The 15467-nt window shown below is 47.1% G+C and carries 15 protein-coding genes and 1 tRNA gene; 9 read left to right on the top strand and 7 right to left on the bottom strand.

The window, feature by feature from the left end:
* The 3 genes from ACH59B_RS07620 (at position 1) to ACH59B_RS07630 (ending at position 1293) form a co-directional block, all read left to right on the top strand.
* A complete protein-coding gene (locus ACH59B_RS07620; RefSeq protein WP_404303595.1) occupies positions 1 to 777 on the top strand; it encodes a M15 family metallopeptidase in 777 nt (258 codons plus the stop codon).
* On the top strand, positions 777 to 974 hold the full coding sequence (locus ACH59B_RS07625; RefSeq protein ID WP_404303596.1) for a hypothetical protein: 198 nt from the start codon (positions 777 to 779) through the stop codon (positions 972 to 974). Before ACH59B_RS07620 ends, ACH59B_RS07625 begins: the two co-directional genes overlap by 1 nt.
* 124 nt (positions 975 to 1098) lie before the next feature.
* Positions 1099 to 1293 carry a hypothetical protein gene (locus ACH59B_RS07630; RefSeq protein ID WP_045245292.1) on the top strand — a complete coding sequence of 65 codons (195 nt, stop codon included), beginning with the start codon at positions 1099 to 1101 and terminating at the stop codon, positions 1291 to 1293.
* Between the two features lie 55 nt (positions 1294 to 1348).
* On the opposite strand, the gene ACH59B_RS07635 is transcribed toward ACH59B_RS07630, so the two are convergent.
* Positions 1349 to 1747: a hypothetical protein gene (locus ACH59B_RS07635; protein WP_404303597.1), complete on the bottom strand. Its 399-nt coding sequence runs from the start codon at positions 1745 to 1747 to the stop codon at positions 1349 to 1351.
* Positions 1748 to 2000: 253 nt separating this feature from the next.
* Between ACH59B_RS07635 and ACH59B_RS07640 the strand changes: the two genes are divergently transcribed.
* Positions 2001 to 2074, top strand: a tRNA-Pro gene (locus tag ACH59B_RS07640).
* Between the two features lie 240 nt (positions 2075 to 2314).
* Here the strand turns inward: ACH59B_RS07640 and ACH59B_RS07645 are convergent.
* The gene (locus ACH59B_RS07645) at positions 2315 to 3586 is read right to left on the bottom strand and encodes an MFS transporter (RefSeq protein ID WP_016820590.1); all 1272 of its coding nucleotides are present in this window, start codon (positions 3584 to 3586) and stop codon (positions 2315 to 2317) included.
* 684 nt (positions 3587 to 4270) lie between these two features.
* Between ACH59B_RS07645 and ACH59B_RS07650 the strand changes: the two genes are divergently transcribed.
* From ACH59B_RS07650 to ACH59B_RS07660, 3 genes are all read left to right on the top strand, one after another.
* The gene (locus tag ACH59B_RS07650; protein WP_016820587.1) at positions 4271 to 7168 is read left to right on the top strand and encodes a 2-oxoglutarate dehydrogenase E1 component; all 2898 of its coding nucleotides are present in this window, start codon (positions 4271 to 4273) and stop codon (positions 7166 to 7168) included.
* Positions 7169 to 7173: 5 nt separating this feature from the next.
* The gene (gene odhB, locus ACH59B_RS07655) at positions 7174 to 8469 is read left to right on the top strand and encodes a 2-oxoglutarate dehydrogenase complex dihydrolipoyllysine-residue succinyltransferase (protein ID WP_045243985.1); all 1296 of its coding nucleotides are present in this window, start codon (positions 7174 to 7176) and stop codon (positions 8467 to 8469) included.
* 141 nt (positions 8470 to 8610) lie between these two features.
* Positions 8611 to 9141 (top strand): YfiT family bacillithiol transferase, encoded by a 531-nt coding sequence (locus ACH59B_RS07660; protein WP_404303598.1) that lies wholly within the window; start codon positions 8611 to 8613, stop codon positions 9139 to 9141.
* Between the two features lie 100 nt (positions 9142 to 9241).
* Here the strand turns inward: ACH59B_RS07660 and ACH59B_RS07665 are convergent, their stop codons facing one another.
* The 4 genes from ACH59B_RS07665 to ACH59B_RS07680 form a co-directional block, all read right to left on the bottom strand.
* Complete coding sequence (locus ACH59B_RS07665; RefSeq protein WP_290403745.1) at positions 9242 to 10246, bottom strand: alpha/beta fold hydrolase; 1005 nt, start codon at positions 10244 to 10246, stop codon at positions 9242 to 9244.
* Positions 10247 to 10271: 25 nt separating this feature from the next.
* On the bottom strand, positions 10272 to 11246 hold the full coding sequence (locus tag ACH59B_RS07670) for a type I phosphomannose isomerase catalytic subunit (RefSeq protein WP_016820580.1): 975 nt from the start codon (positions 11244 to 11246) through the stop codon (positions 10272 to 10274).
* A gap of 170 nt (positions 11247 to 11416) precedes the next feature.
* Entirely contained in the window at positions 11417 to 11998 is a 582-nt protein-coding gene (locus ACH59B_RS07675; protein WP_017426626.1) for a class I SAM-dependent methyltransferase, read from the bottom strand.
* Positions 11999 to 12952, bottom strand: a complete 954-nt coding sequence (locus tag ACH59B_RS07680) for a TIGR01212 family radical SAM protein (protein ID WP_013370065.1) — start codon at positions 12950 to 12952, stop codon at positions 11999 to 12001.
* Between the two features lie 307 nt (positions 12953 to 13259).
* On the opposite strand from ACH59B_RS07680, the gene ACH59B_RS07685 reads away from it, so the two are divergent.
* Both ACH59B_RS07685 and trmB read left to right on the top strand, forming a co-directional pair.
* Positions 13260 to 13457: a hypothetical protein gene (locus ACH59B_RS07685; protein WP_013370066.1), complete on the top strand. Its 198-nt coding sequence runs from the start codon at positions 13260 to 13262 to the stop codon at positions 13455 to 13457.
* 104 nt (positions 13458 to 13561) lie between these two features.
* Positions 13562 to 14275, top strand: coding sequence for a tRNA (guanosine(46)-N7)-methyltransferase TrmB (gene trmB / locus ACH59B_RS07690; protein ID WP_404303599.1), 714 nt, complete (start codon positions 13562 to 13564; stop codon positions 14273 to 14275).
* Positions 14276 to 14319: 44 nt separating this feature from the next.
* Here trmB and ACH59B_RS07695 read toward each other — a convergent pair whose 3' ends face one another.
* Complete coding sequence (locus ACH59B_RS07695; RefSeq protein ID WP_026065399.1) at positions 14320 to 15459, bottom strand: UDP-N-acetylglucosamine--LPS N-acetylglucosamine transferase; 1140 nt, start codon at positions 15457 to 15459, stop codon at positions 14320 to 14322.
* Positions 15460 to 15467: the final 8 nt, after the last annotated feature.

Below are 15467 nucleotides of genomic sequence, written 5' to 3' on the forward strand. Positions count from 1 at the left end.
ATGGCGAACAAACTCGCGCTAGAGCAAGTACGCGCAAAGTCAGCGAATCGAATCGCGGGTCTGTCCGAGCTACAGCGCAAGGCGGCCGAGTTGCTTATCGATTTTGCCTACGCGTGCGGAGTTCCGATTGTTATCACGCAAGGGCTCCGCACCATCGACGAGCAGAACGGACTTTACGCACAAGGTCGCACCAAGCCGGGTCAGATCGTAACGAATGCTCGCGGCGGTTACAGTTACCACAACTTTGGCGTTGCGATCGACTTTGCGTTGTTGTTGCCGGACGGGAAAAACGTATCGTGGGATATGAAACGTGACGGCGACGGGGATGGCATTGCTGACTGGGACGAAGTCGTTGAGGAGGCAAAACGGATCGGTTGGAATTGGGGCGGAGACTGGCGCTCATTTAAGGATTATCCGCATTTCGAAATGACGTTCGGATTATCAACCGCAGACTATCGCGCTGGCAAGCGCCCGAGCCAGACGCAACTTAACGCAGCGATGGCGAAGAATGACGCACTTCAAACGAATATAACGGAGGATGATGACGAGATGACAACGGAGGAGAAAGCCGCTTTTAGAGCGTTGCAGGATCGTGTAACTGCGCTGGAATCTACGAATAAGCTCGCGAAGGTGCCGGCATGGGCGGAGCAGGCGTGTGTTAACGCGAAGACGGCCGGGCTTTTGGATACCGCGAATGACGGCTCTTACGATTTCTATCGGATGATTACCGTACTCGACCGTGCCGGCGTATTTAAAACGAAGGGAGGTGTAGCGTAATGAAACAACGTCTAACTAATCCGTTATTTATCGCAGCAGTCGTCGGCCTCGCGTATCAAGTCCTCGAAAAGTACGGAGTTGCGCCGGATTTTGGAACGTGGCAGATCGGAGTAGATATCGTTTCGTATGCGTTGATCGGGACAGGCGTGTACTCGACGTTTAAAGCGGAGCAGAAGACGGAAGAGACAACGAAGTAATACGAGTATATGCGGACTCATTTACGCGGGAGATTGCGTGAGTGGGTCCGTTTTTCTTTTAGTGACAACGTACTAGTCCAATGGTATTATTTAGGTAAACGTGAGATGGCGGGGGAGATTTGGTGTGAAAGATCAAGAATCCGCAGTAGCGGCCAAGGCGACCGAAGAGGAAGACGATGACCCTAGTTTTTGGGACATGTTTCCGTTTGATAAGCTATACGCAAGACTAATTTCCGGTTTCATAATCGGAGGAATCATCCTGTGGTTTTTGTACGGATTATTACGTTACGGCCTTGTATTTAACATAACGATAAACTAAGCGCTTGTCTCTTCGGAGGCAGGCGCTTTTTCTTCGTTATACACTCTGTGTACGTTCAAGGCCGCAGCGTACTCCGAGCGGCGTTTACTTTGCGCGTGTCCAGTCCGAGATATTTACGCATTAGTATTCCGGCCTCTGCCGCCACGAACGAGTTGAGCATCATAAAGCGTCCGTGATAGCCACGGCATTGATATAGCGCAACTACCTGGACGGAATCCCGCGTTTCTTCGTATACCTTAACGCCGCGTTTGCGCATAGTGGCGCGTATGTCTTTTAGTTCTGCGCTTACTGCGTTCATTGCCCGTTCAACGACCTCTACGTAGGGGCCGGGCGTGCGTAATCCGGCTGACTCGGAAAGTATACGTTTGTCGCGTTCAAAAGCGGTAAGTACCATCGGTAATAATAAGTATGTACGGACGAGTGCGTGGTCCTCTGCGGTTATCTGCGTAGTCATGTTGCGAGCCTCCGTGTTAAGAACGTGTGTTCCTATTATATCCGGATGTCAGCGCGTTATTCAAAGGAAAAATTTACGCAAGGGTGCGCGGCGGTATGTGTATAGGAAACTCGTGTAACCGTGGGGAATTATCGCGCAGGTGTGCGCGGTTAATTATTGCAAGGGTGCGCGCCTATCCGCTATAATAGGAAATATACGGTAGTTGACCGCTGGACGAACGTAAAGAAAACGTTGATGCACCGCGGTTTTTCATCGGGGTATAGCGCAGCTAGGTAGCGCGCACCCTTGGGGTGGGTGAGGTCGTGGGTTCGAATCCCGCTACTCCGATTATAATCCAAATGTCCTGCTAGTGCGGATAGTGCACCTGCCGGGCATTTTTTTGTTTATTACATACTCTATCAGTCTTTGTCTCTACTTGGTTTTGACGAGCTAGTCGTAGACAACAAATGTATGTACTTGTGAAGTATTGAGGGGAGATAGGATGAAGCCACTTCTGCACGGGATTCGGAAGCAAAAGTGGCAAATCAACAATTCCTCAATGCTGCCATTTATGACTTTTTATTTTACCTATAGAGATTCCTGAAGGGTCTTAGAAGAAGTGCTGTAATCAGCATAACGGGGAAGCACAATAGTGTAATATATGCCTACCATAACGGTACAGACCCCAACTAATAAAAACAAAAGCTCAATTGAAATAAATGAAGGAAAGCTTACAGCAATGAAACCTAATGTAAGTGACTGGGACAGCATCATTAACGGATTAATCAAACCTTGCACACGTCCCATCATTTGAGGATCTACAATACGAGGCAGCCATCCTCCTATGCCGATGTTAATGAACGGAAGGATCAGTGCAATGACAAAATTGATAATCAGAAAAGCATAGAGGTGGTTAACAAATCCAAGTATGCACATACCTATTCCGGCAACCAGAACTCCGGCTGCAATCATTTGGTGTAGCTTTAGCTTGGCGGAGATGAGCGAAGCGATTAGGGTACCAAGTAACACACCAGCCCCAAAAATAATACCTGTCCAAACCATATACTGCTCATAGTTGCCTGGAGCTAGCTTATATTTAAGAATAAACATCGGTAAAACGCTAAAGCCACCATTTAAAATACCGAACATAAAAAAGCCTGAAACCAACCAAAGCAATAGTCTGTTACGTAATATGTAAAGAAACCCTTGTTTAAAATCGATCATGACAAGTTTGAATTTTAATTGTTTAAATTGATGTGCCCCGTTCGGAAGGCGTACTTCCTTGGGAATTTTGCAGGAACGAATAAGCAGTGCAGACACAATAAAAGAAACAGCATCAATGAGGATGGCTCCAGTAATTCCAAGGTGCCAGTAGACGACGGCCCCCAAAGTTCCTCCAAATAACATGAAAAGACTCCCCATCATTTGATTGAGGCCTGCGGCAATGGTGTAATCTTCTTCGTTTAATATCCCCTGTATAATGGCACTTTCGGCTGGGAAGAAAAATTTGGAGGCAGCACTACGGATGAAGAGAAGGGCAAATACCAAAGGAATCGAATCGACCCAAATAAAAATAAGTAAGCATAAAGATAAAAAAGCGCTAATCCAGTCACAATTAACAGCAATTTTTTGTCTGTCCATCCGATCTGCCAGCACTCCAACCACGAGAAATACTACCAACATCGGGAGCGAATACATTAACTCGGCAAGTGTTGCATAGTAAGGCTGATTTGTAAACCGTTTCAACAAATAAAACATGAATGCAGTAACCCCGATAATTCCCCCCATTTGTGAGGCGAAGGTTGCCAGAAAAAACCTGACATAATTCTTGTTTCTGAGTATTTGTTTTAGTCCAGTCACAGTTCCATCCCTTTCGCTTTCAAAGCGGTTTTTAGATGCCTAAGTAAAATAATAGTGAAAAGTAGGAAAATTGTACAGAAAAGTGACTTTAATGTCACTTTAAGTTTGAATTTGCATCGTAACGGCCATCTACCATTTTTATTCTGCTGTCAACGATAATCATAGTGGGTTGGACTGGAAAGTTGTTTTTAACTCGTTTGGCGTAGTATGAGAGCAACATAACTTAAATAACCAGCCGTCCGTTGATATCCGGTGGCTGGTTATTTAAGTTGCCAAGTGTTTGATTCCTGAAATTAAATATCGTCTCCATTGTGGTTTTGCCCATATTACCGATAACAAGCCTTACGGATAAGTTGTATGATCTGAAAGCGTTGTTAACTTTTTTTTGATTAGGATATCCTTCTATACCACATTCTAATCTTTAAATGATCAAGGCTGCAGAATTACAGAACAACCCGATTCATCTCATTTACGCATGGATATGTTGAGAAAAAGGAAATGCTCATAGCTAGAAAACTTTATACAATGGAAGAGAAATAAGCACTGTGAAATTCGACTTTTGATGATGGATTTCATATAATGTGAACATAGTGTGAATTACTCAAATTAAAGATTTAACAAAACATCAAAATGAAAATGATTTCCGTCCAGCTATGAATTTCAAAATTTGACGGAGGGAACGAGATGACAATGGAAGAGAGCAGCAGACAGGTACCTTGGCAGACGTATTACGGACCTAATCTAGGTTATGTGCAGGACCAGTATGAAAAGTATGTAGCGGACCCCGGAACAGTTGATCCGGCTTACCGCGAGCTGTTTGATCAATGGGGCGAGCCGCCACAATCCGAATATTCGGCTGCTTCCATGATAGACAACAAGTTGCAAGGCCCCCCTACAAGTGCTCTGGGGCACCTTGATTCAAACATATTACAGAAAGCGGTTACAGCGGGCAAAATGGTGTGGAATATCCGTGAATACGGACATTTGGCCGCCCAAATTGACCCACTGGGACTGGATGCAGAGCAGGATACACGTTTGCTTGATCCAGCATCTTACGGTTTAACTGAACAAGACCTGAAGGCTTTTCCAGCCTCTTTAATATGGGATAACGCTCCTGCGGGAACACTGAACGGGTGGGAAGCCATTCAACGGCTACGTGTAGCGTACACAGGACCGATTGCCTATGAATTTAGTCATATTCATAACGAGGAGGAACGTAGCTGGTTGAATAGCTATGCTGAATCCGGTTGGTCCTCCAAGCCGCTCACTACACAGGAACGCAAGTCATTGCTAGGCAGATTGGTAGAAGTAGAACAGTTCGAAGAGTTCTTGCATAAAACATTCGTCGGACAGAAGCGTTTTTCCATCGAGGGTAATGATGTGCTTGTCCCTGTACTCGACGAGATTATTCGTCTAACCACAAATGCAGGAGCAAGTCATGTCCTGATGGGGATGGCGCATCGCGGCCGTCTGAATGTATTGGCACATGTGCTGGGCAAGCCTTACAGCAAAATTTTCTCTGAATTTCATCACTCACCGAATAAGGATCTGATTCCGTCGGAAGGTTCTACGGGAATTAATTACGGCTGGACTGGGGATGTAAAATATCATCTGGGCGCGGATCGTTTTGTAAAAGATGGGGAAGCTGTGCAAGCCCGTCTGACGTTGGCGAACAACCCAAGTCACCTAGAATATGTCAATCCGGTTGTCCAAGGCTTTTCGCGCGCGGCGCAGGAAGACCGCAGTGAAGCAGGCTATCCGAAGCTGGATGTCAGCAAGGCAGCTACCATTATTATGCACGGTGATGCGGCGTTTCCGGGTGAAGGTATCGTAGCCGAATCACTCAATTTCACCAATTTGCGTGGCTTCCGTAATGGCGGTACAGTGCATATTATTGTGAACAATCGTCTGGGTTTTACGACAGAGAGTGTTGATTCACGTTCGACCCGTTATGCCAGCGATCTGGCTAAGGGCTACGAAATTCCGATTGTACACGTGAACGCGGATAATCCCGAGGCTTGTATTGCAGCGGCTCGTATGGCTGGCGAATACCGCAATCGTTTCAAGAAGGATTTTCTGATTGATCTGATTGGTTACCGTCGTTATGGTCACAATGAATCCGATGATCCGGAAACAACACAACCACTAGTGTATCGTAAGGTGAAGAATCATCCGACGGTTAGCAAATTGTATGCTCAAAAGCTGATGAAGCAGGGCATAGTTGATGAAGCATTTAGTACTGCTCTGATTGAGAAGGTCCAAAACCGACTGAAGGAAGCACATGAGCATGTGAAGAATCAACCAGAAGAGGAACCTGAATTTACAGCTGTGAAGGGGAAAAAAAATCAGAGCTCTCCGGTCCGTACTGCGGTTGAACTGAAAAAGCTGCGCCAAATCAATGAAAACTTGCTCAAATGGCCACAGGCTTTTCATGTATATCCGAAGCTGGAACGAATTTTACAACGTAGAAAAACAGCTCTGAACGAGGGTGAAAAGGTAGATTGGAGCTTGGCAGAGACGCTGGCTTTGGCCACCATTCTAGCAGACGGCAAGCCTATTCGTATGACAGGTCAGGATGCGGAGCGTGCTACTTTTGCTCACCGTAACCTTGTGCTGCATGAGCCCGAAACCGGGCGTACCCATTGCCCGCTGCATACATTGCCGGAAGCGCGTGCTTCGTTCAGTATTCATAACAGTCCATTGTCTGAGGCGTCAGTCCTCGGCTTCGAGTATGGCTATAACGTGTTTTCTCCCGAAACGTTGGTCATTTGGGAAGCGCAATTTGGCGATTTTGCCAACTGTGCGCAGGTTATTTTCGACCAATTCATTTCTGCTGGTCGTGCCAAATGGAGACAGAAATCCAGTCTGGTGATGCTATTGCCGCATGGTAGCGAAGGACAAGGACCTGAGCATACGAGTGCACGTCTGGAGCGTTTCCTCCAGCTGTCTGCACAAAATAACTGGACTGTCGCCAATTTGAGTAGCGCCTCACAGTATTTTCATCTGCTGCGCCGTCAGGCTGCATTAAGCGAAAGTGAGGAAGCTCGCCCGCTGGTGATGATGTCGCCGAAGAGCCTGATTCGCAACAATCGTGTTGCTTCGCCTGCTTCTGAATTCAGTGAGGGAACATTCCGTCCTGTGTTGGAGCAACCTGGTCTGGGATCACGTCCAGATCGGGTAGAGCGCATTGTATTGTGTAGTGGCAAGATTGCCATTGATCTGGAGGAAGCGTTGGAGAAAGATAAGAACGGGAATGAGGCAGAAGAGCACTTGCATATTATTCGTGTGGAGCAGCTCTATCCTTTCCCGGCAGAGGAAATTCGGAATATTTTCAATCGCTTCCCACATGTTAAGGAGTTCGTATGGGCTCAGGAAGAACCTAAAAATATGGGAGCCTGGAGTTATATGGAGCCTCGTCTGCGAGAGGTTGTGCCACAGGGAGCGGAAATTCGCTACGCAGGCAGACCGGATCGTTCCAGCCCGGCGAGTGGTTATCAGCAAGTACACAGCCTAGAACAACAGCGAATTATTCAATCGGCGTTGAAGCAGGATTCCAAAAACAATATTACACTGGGGAGGTAGCGGCTGTGAGCGACATTATAGTGCCAGCAATGGGAGAATCCATCACGGAAGGGACAATCTCCAAATGGCTTGTGAAGGAAGGAGATTCCGTAGGACAGGGAGATGTTCTACTGGAGCTGGAAACGGATAAGGTTAATCTGGAAATTAGTGCGGAAGAAGCAGGTGTGGTTCAGAAAATCCTTCGTCAGGAGGGGGATACTGTGGTTATCGGTGAAGCTGTTGGCTTGATCGGAAGCGGCAGTGGCGCGGAAGCAACCGGTGCCGGAGAAGCCGCAGCGACCCAAGCGCCTGAAGCGCCGTCCGTAGCAACTTCACCAACTTCCGTAGAAAGCAGCGGTAAGGCAGTAGAAAAGTCTGCGCCGCCAGTTCCCTCCAATAGTGACGGAAATGGTCAGACGGCATCACCATCCGCCCGGAAGCTGGCGCGTGAGCGCGGGATTAATCTGGAGCAGGTACAGGGAAAGGACCCGCTTGGACGTGTGTTCCAGGAGGACGTAAAAACGCATAATGGTGCTGAAGTATCACGTACAGCATCTGTACCTGCGCCTCCCGTTGCCAGCAAGTCTGTGTCACCGTCTCCAGCTCAAACAGAGTACAGCAAGCCTGTGGAGCGGCAGCGGATGTCCCGTCGGAGAGCGACGATTGCCAAGCGTCTTGTTGAAGCACAGCAAACAGCCGCCATGCTTACTACTTTTAATGAAGTGGATATGACCGCCATTCTTGATGTGCGTAAACGCCGTAAAGATAAGTTTAAGGAGAAACACGATGTAGGGTTGGGTTTTATGTCCTTCTTTACGAAGGCAGTGGTTGGCGCGCTCAAGCGCTTCCCTACTGTGAATGCAGAAATCAATGGCGATGATATCGTACTGAAAAAATACTATGATATTGGGATTGCTGTATCTGCTAAGGAAGGTTTGGTCGTTCCCGTTGTCCGGGATGCGGATCGTCTTGGTTTTGCTGAAATTGAGAAGAGCATTGCCGATTTGGCTAGCAAAGCTCGTTCCAATTCACTTTCTCTGGCAGACTTGCAAGGAGGAACCTTTACCATAACCAATGGAGGTATTTTCGGTTCCCTGCTGTCTACGCCAATTCTGAATACACCGCAAGTGGGTATTTTGGGAATGCATAAAATCCAACTTCGCCCGATTGCCATCGACGAGGAACGCATGGAAAATCGTCCAATGATGTATATCGCCTTGTCCTATGACCACCGTATTATTGATGGCAGCGAGGCGGTCCGGTTCCTGGTAACGGTCAAAGAATTGCTGGAAGATCCCGAATCATTGTTGCTGGAAGGATAAAAATAAATTAGGCGAGTGTATTTCCTCTGTACGTGCATGACAAAAGCAGACTCTTGCGGGTCTGCTTTTTTTCCTGCATAGTACTAACATAAGGCTATAGGCATTGCAGACATTCAGATATAGAGAAGGGCGGGAATTGTTTTGGACAAAGACTTGCGCTACCCGATTGGACCGTTCGTGGTTCCAGATACCATTACAGAAGAACAGCTGATCACATGGATCGACGACATTGCTGAATTGCCTGGACAACTGCGTCAGGCGGTCGAAGGACTGAATGAGCAACAACTAAATACGCCTTATCGCGAAGGAGGATGGACAATTCGACAGGTTGTTCATCATTTGGCAGACAGCCATATGAACAGTTATATCCGTTTTAAGCTGGCGCTGACCGAGGATACACCGACAATCAAACCCTATGATGAAGGGCGTTGGGCTGAAATACCAGATGCCAGAGAGCTTCCACTGGAACCTTCGTTGCAATTGCTGGAAGGACTGCATGCACGATGGGTGACCATGTTACGCTCGTTAGGGGAAGATCAGCTACACCGAACATTTATTCATCCTGAATCGGGCCAGACGATCCACCTGGAACGAAACATTGGCATCTATGCCTGGCATGGCAAACATCACATAGCTCATATTACTTCCCTGAAAGAACGAAATGCATGGTAATAACTTAAAAATGATGCTCTGATGAAATATAAAGGAATACAAAAGAAACCTTTAAAGCCACTTTTATCGTGCTTTAAAGGTTTCTTTTGCTTATTCCTCACTAGGATGATGACTTGGGCGAAGCTGATAAAGAGGGCGCTTCGGAGGCTCCAGACAAAACCGAAACAGAGGTTGCTCCTGTGTTAATATGACGGTCGAGCCAGTCCACGATGTCACTCATTACCTCGTTACGATTGGTTTCATGCAACATCTCATGGCGACCGTCAGGATAAAGGCGATACTCCACGTCTTGAAGCTTCAGGCTTCGATACATATCCACTAGCGACAACACACCTTTTCCAAACAAGCCCACTGGATCACGATCCCCGGCAAAAATATAAACGGGCAGTTTTGGATTAATGTTTTGCAGCGAGGAAGGCCAGTGGATTTCTTGTAAAAGCCTGAAAAAATCGAGGAAAAAGCCTGTCGTGCAAATAGCTCCGCATAATGGGTCGTGCACGAACTGATCTACTTCCTCAGGATCACGGGACAGCCAGTCGAACGCTGTGCGCACCGGACGAAAGGCACGGTTAAAGCCGCCAAAGACCATAGCGTTGAGCAGCATGCTGCGATGATCCATTCCTTGCAGTTTGGCTTGCAGCAGGGCAACCTGCTCTCCGAGTTTCAGCAGACTACGTCGTCCGTTGGTCCCTGATAAAATAAACCCGTGATACGACTGCTGATCATCATACATAATTTTCTGGGTTAAAAAGGACCCCATGCTGTGACCCAGTAAAAAACGAGATTGATCAGGGAATTCCTTGGCCGCAATTTCGCCTAGCTCCAGCATGCCTTTTGCCATTCGATTGAATGCATCGGCTCCCGGCATACCGAGCTTATCAGGATCACCAGCTGTGCGTCCGTGGCCGATATGATCGTTGGCATACACACCGTAGCCAGAAGCGGTAAGTTTTTCGGCCAGCCGAATGTAGCGGTAGGACGTCTCACACATGCCATGCGAAACTTGAACGATTCCCTTGACGGGAACATTCTGCTCGGGTAGCCATCGGTAAGCAAAAAGCTCTGTTCCGTCATCTTCAGCGATGGTGAAGGTGTATTCCCGCATGATTAGACATCACATCCTTTAAGCTTTAAGGAAGATAAGATCTAAGTACGGTCATTCCGTCATTCAGCGTGTAACCGCCCAGATTGGCAGGGAGCAGAAAGCAATCTCCAGCTTTACAGGAAAGAGACTCCGTATTATTGTTCCATGTTATGGTTCCACTGCCTTCGCAAATTACAAGGATAGTGAAGCTGTCTTCCGTTGTAGAAAGTGTCCAACTTCCCTCTACGATACCCTTTTCCACAACAAAATACTCACAGGATGCCAGTTGGAGCCATTCTCCAGGCTGCAAGCCGTCCGTTTTCATCGTTGTTGCACCTGCACCTTCGTAAGAAGTTACATTAAGGGAGTCCTCGATGTGCAACTCACGAGGTTTGCCGTCCAGACCGGGGCGATTGTAGTCATATAAGCGATAGGTTGTATCCGAATTTTGCTGAATTTCAGCAACCACAACACCTGCACACAGTGCATGCACGGTTCCAGCGGGGATGAAGAATGTATCGCCTGCTTCAACTGGAACCTGACGCAAACTGCCCATGATATCTCCGCTTTCAAGAGCTGTACGCAGACTTTCACGGGTTACACCTTCGGTCAGACCATAAATAATTTTGGCATCCGGCTTGGCATCAAGCACGTACCACATTTCGGTTTTTCCTAATTCTCCAGCTGGAAGTCCAGCGTAATCATCCGTCGGATGGACCTGAACGGATAAGTCATCGTTGCAATCCAGTAGCTTGATCAAAAGTGGAAAACGTCCGCCTTTTTTCGATACGCCCTTTGCCCCAAGCCAATCCTGTCCGTAGGTCTGGCGGATTTCATCCAGTCCTTTTCCAGCCAGCTCGCCATTGATAACCGTTGTTGTTCCATTTGGATGATCAGCAATCATCCATCCTTCACCAATATGTCCTTCTGGTGGGGTCAGACCAAATTGTTCTAAGGCTCGTCCACCCCAAACTCTCTCTTTGAACTCAGGTTGAAATTGCAGCGGGTATGGCTTTAGCATGATTTCTCTCCTCCATAATGAGTAATGAGTACGATCTAACAGAATGAGGCAATCAAAACGTGCCGCTGGGCAATAGACCAGGATGAATAGACCCATATGGCGCTAAAAATATATGTAAGGCGGCTAAGAAAGTCGCTCATTACCAAATATGCGAGTTTAACAACCCGACGTTATTTCTTTTCAACCGCGACTACGTAAGGCGAAGCGTCTCGTTGTAATTGACGGTAAATAATGCTTTGACCGCTGGAGACTGGGAGGGCAGAAGCCCATTGAAGGACCGCTTCCGCTTCTTCCCTGCCTCCGGCGTGTCCTGGATATAATACGGCAGTCAAAATACCGCGCGGGCGCAGCAAATGCAAGGCAGCTTCAAGTGCGACGAGCGTGCTGTCTGTATGTGTGATGACCGTAAGATCGGCGCCTTCGGACGGCAAGTAGCCAAGGTTAAACATGGCCGCAGCCACTTTACCATGCAGCAGGTCTGGAACGGCCTCCCGCATGTGCTCATGGCCTTGCAGCAATAGTGACACTTCCGCTAATGAAGGGGAGGTATCTTCTTCCAGCCGACGACGGGCGTAATCCAAAGCTGCCTGCTGGATATCGAAGCCATAGACGCGGCCTCGTTTGCCAGCAGCTTTAGCCAGAAACAACGTATCTGCTCCTGTGCCGACGGTGGCGTCTACGGCAGTATCGCCTGGCTGCACCCGCGCAGCTACTAATTGATGAGCATAGCTCAGAACAGACAGGAATCCCATTTAAGACTTCCTCCAGTATTTTCCCTGCCACGTTTCACGTGATTTTAGTTCATTATCAATGCCGTTGAGCACTTCCCATTTTTTAAGCGACCACATGGGCCCCATCAGTAAATCACGTGGTGCATCTCCGGTCAACCGATGAACGATCATTTCAGGGGGTAAAAACTCCAGGGTATCTACAATGAGCTTAATGTACTCGTCCTTTTCCAGAAAGCGTAGCAATCCGGCTTCGTACTGCTTGACCATTGGCGTTTTACGCATGAGATGCAGGAGATGGATTTTGATGCCCTGCACATCCATAGCAGCTACTGCACGTCCTGTATCGAGCATCATTTCATGCGTCTCCTGCGGTAGACCATAAATGATATGGGCGCACACACGGATATTCCGCTTACGTAGCTTTTCTACAGCATCCAGATAGCACTGAGTATCATGAGCACGATTAATCAGCTCAGAGGTCGATTCATGAACGGTTTGCAGGCCCATTTCGACCCACAGGTACGTGCGTTCGTTCAGCTCGGCTAGATAATCGACTACATCATCAGGCAGGCAATCGGGACGTGTAGCGATGGACAGACCGACAACACCGGGCTGTTCCAAAATAACCTCGAAATATTCTCGTAGTTCCTCAACCGGGGCATACGTATTGGTGTAGGCTTGAAAATAGCCAATATATTTAGCATTGGGCCATTTTAAATGCTGGCGATCCCGAATCGTATTGAACTGGGTGACCAAATCATCGCGGCGACGTCCGGCAAAATCACCTGAGCCGCGTGCACTACAAAAGGTACAACCCCCTTTGGCAATGGATCCATCGCGATTTGGACAAGTAAAACCCGCATCTAGCATGACTTTAAACACTTTATTTTGAAATTGCTCGCGCATTTCGTAATTCCATGTATGGAACCGTTTATCTCCCCACAGGAGAGGAGCAGGCAACAAATCTGTTTTCATGGGAGGACTCCTTTTTTTACGATCACCCTATTGTAACAAAATTCAATCTTAAATGGGAATCACTTGACCAAGAAAGTCATTAAAAAGTGCGGATTTTATCGCTTTCCGGATTGAAAAAGGTTACACAATATGTTATATTGTAAGCGGTACCAGACATATGATAAAAGGACTGTTTTTAATCCTGAAGATAAAAACTTATCAGCCGCTAATGATTATTCTTCAGGGAGACAGCTATGCTGTTTCTATCGCCTGCTTTAGGGGAAGTGCACGTCGGTTCCATCACAAATAACCCGTGAGGTGATCTTTTATGAATACGCAGGATAAGACGCGTATGGATAAAGTTACTGTTGAGTTAACCTTTGATGAGGCGTTAGCATTGACTGGTGTCCGTTTTGGGCAGGATCGTCAGATTGGAACGGCTGCACGTCAAAAAATCAGAGCCGCTTGCCAAAAGACAATTGATTTTTCACCTGCTGATGGGGTAGACTATGAACAATTAAACTAGTTGGACCCCAATCCAAATATATTGAAAAAGGAATTTCATTTCCGTATCTTCAAGCGGGGGTGGAATTCCTTTTTCCTTGATAACAGAGCATATGGAGGAGTAACATGCGTTTACGCGGAAGAAAAGGAATACGTGAAAGTCTGGAAGAACAGAAAGATCTGGTCATCTTGGAGCCATCACAGTATAAGGGGAATTGGCAGCAGCTTTTTGGTAATGATCGCCCCATTCATGTGGAATTTGGTATGGGGAAAGGGCAATTTATAAGCCAAATGAGCTACCGAAATCCAGAGGTTAACTATATCGGATTTGATATGTATGATGAGCTGGTTCGCCGTGCTACGGAAAAGTCCCGCCTGGCCTGGAGTGATTCAGAGGTTGTTACACCGCCCAATATCAAATTGGCACTGGCAAACATCGAACAGATCGAGAATGTTTTCGAACCAGGGGAAGTAGAACGCATTTATCTGAATTTTAGCGATCCCTGGCCTAAAGCCAAGCATGCTCGCCGTCGTTTGACGCATCCGCGTTTTTTGGACAAGTATCGTCAGCTTTTGAATAGCAGAGGACAAATTCATTTTAAGACAGATTCGGAGACATTGTTTGAGTTTTCTCTGAATTCATTCGCTGACAGCGGTCTGCAAATGACGAATATTTCGTTAAACCTTCATCGTGATGGAATCAATGAGGAGCATGTCATGACGGAATATGAACAAAAGTTCATGGGTAAAGGTATGAATATTCATCGCGTCGAGGTGCTGATTGGTAAAGACGCTTTGGAAGAGTACGGAAAAACACGGCTTGAAAAATACGGAAAGTAAAAGCAGACAAAATAAATAAAGTAAACAAGACAGGGTGCTTCCTTTTAGGAAAGCACCCTGTTTGGTTCCAGTATATCCAAAATACTCTGTGCGCTCTGAAGAGGATAATATCGCGCTATATTATGAATGTGCTCCTGTCGCTTGCGAACGATTTCTGGAAAATCGTATAGCAGCCGGTTCATCCATTTAACGACAACATCCAGCGAAGTAATCGGTTCTCCGAAGCCTTGAGCCGTAAAATACTGACAATTTTCCTCCTCCTGTCCAGGGAGAGGCTTGTGAAACAGCATCGGAATCCCTTTGGCCAACCCCTCGGTGCATGTCATTCCGCCGGGTTTGGTAATGAGCAAATTCGATACTTCCATTAATTTGTCGATTTCCCGTGTGAATCCGAAAATATGAATATTTGGATGATTAAACCGGGGATCTAGCTCCATTTTACGACGAATTTTATCATTATGCCCCAAACAAAAAATAAATTGAATCTTTTCTCTCCAATCGGTAAGTGAACGATGTATAAATTCGTCATTCATCAGGCCCCAGCCGCCGCCCATAACAAGTACTGTCGGGATGGGTTTAAGTCCAAATTGTTCCCTGATTTCATCGTGCCCTGGATGTTCCCAAAAATTGGGATGCACCGGAATGCCGGTCACCTGGATTTTTGATACGGGTACTCCGCGCGCGCGCAGCTTACGCATGACTTCAGGCGTAGATACAAAGTACCGGTCAACCTCAGGACTAATCCATGTTCCATGTGCATCGTAGTCTGTTATGACGGTACACAGCGGGACATGTAGACCTAAGCGCTTCAAACGTGAAATGACCGCGCTTGGGATGGGGTGAGTACATACCACCAAATCGGGACGAAGCTGCCGAAGAATATTTCGGGTCTGTGTGTAGAACAGACGGTGCAAAGCGAGCGTTGTAAGACGGTTTAATGATTTTTTGTATTGATGACGGTAAACCAATCCGACTAGGCGAGGCTGCGATACAACAGTCTTCTTGTATGCTGTAATAATGAGCGGGGCCATTCTCGGATTCAAAAAGCTCCCCAGCTCCAGCACTCTTGTCTGCACATCCGGAGAAAGCTTCCGCAAGCTGCTTGAGAGCGCGTAGGCAGCTTGAGTATGTCCGGCACCGAAACCTTCCGATAATAATAACACTCGTTTTTTAGCCACTCTCATTTCACCTG

It is taken from the genome of Paenibacillus sp. DP01 (assembly GCF_044784315.1).
Lineage (GTDB): Bacteria > Bacillota > Bacilli > Paenibacillales > Paenibacillaceae > Paenibacillus > Paenibacillus polymyxa.

Coding starts and splice junctions, on each gene's coding strand:
- trmB (WP_404303599.1), top strand. CDS start 13,562: ATGCGTTTACGCGGAAGAAAAGGAATACGTGAAAGTCTGGAAGAACAG.
- ACH59B_RS07650 (WP_016820587.1), top strand. CDS start 4,271: ATGACAATGGAAGAGAGCAGCAGACAGGTACCTTGGCAGACGTATTAC.
- ACH59B_RS07625 (WP_404303596.1), top strand. CDS start 777: ATGAAACAACGTCTAACTAATCCGTTATTTATCGCAGCAGTCGTCGGC.
- ACH59B_RS07635 (WP_404303597.1), bottom strand. CDS start 1,747: ATGACTACGCAGATAACCGCAGAGGACCACGCACTCGTCCGTACATAC.
- ACH59B_RS07670 (WP_016820580.1), bottom strand. CDS start 11,246: ATGCTAAAGCCATACCCGCTGCAATTTCAACCTGAGTTCAAAGAGAGA.
- ACH59B_RS07620 (WP_404303595.1), top strand. CDS start 1: ATGGCGAACAAACTCGCGCTAGAGCAAGTACGCGCAAAGTCAGCGAAT.
- ACH59B_RS07675 (WP_017426626.1), bottom strand. CDS start 11,998: ATGGGATTCCTGTCTGTTCTGAGCTATGCTCATCAATTAGTAGCTGCG.
- ACH59B_RS07665 (WP_290403745.1), bottom strand. CDS start 10,246: ATGCGGGAATACACCTTCACCATCGCTGAAGATGACGGAACAGAGCTT.
- ACH59B_RS07685 (WP_013370066.1), top strand. CDS start 13,260: ATGAATACGCAGGATAAGACGCGTATGGATAAAGTTACTGTTGAGTTA.
- ACH59B_RS07680 (WP_013370065.1), bottom strand. CDS start 12,952: ATGAAAACAGATTTGTTGCCTGCTCCTCTCCTGTGGGGAGATAAACGG.
- ACH59B_RS07695 (WP_026065399.1), bottom strand. CDS start 15,459: ATGAGAGTGGCTAAAAAACGAGTGTTATTATTATCGGAAGGTTTCGGT.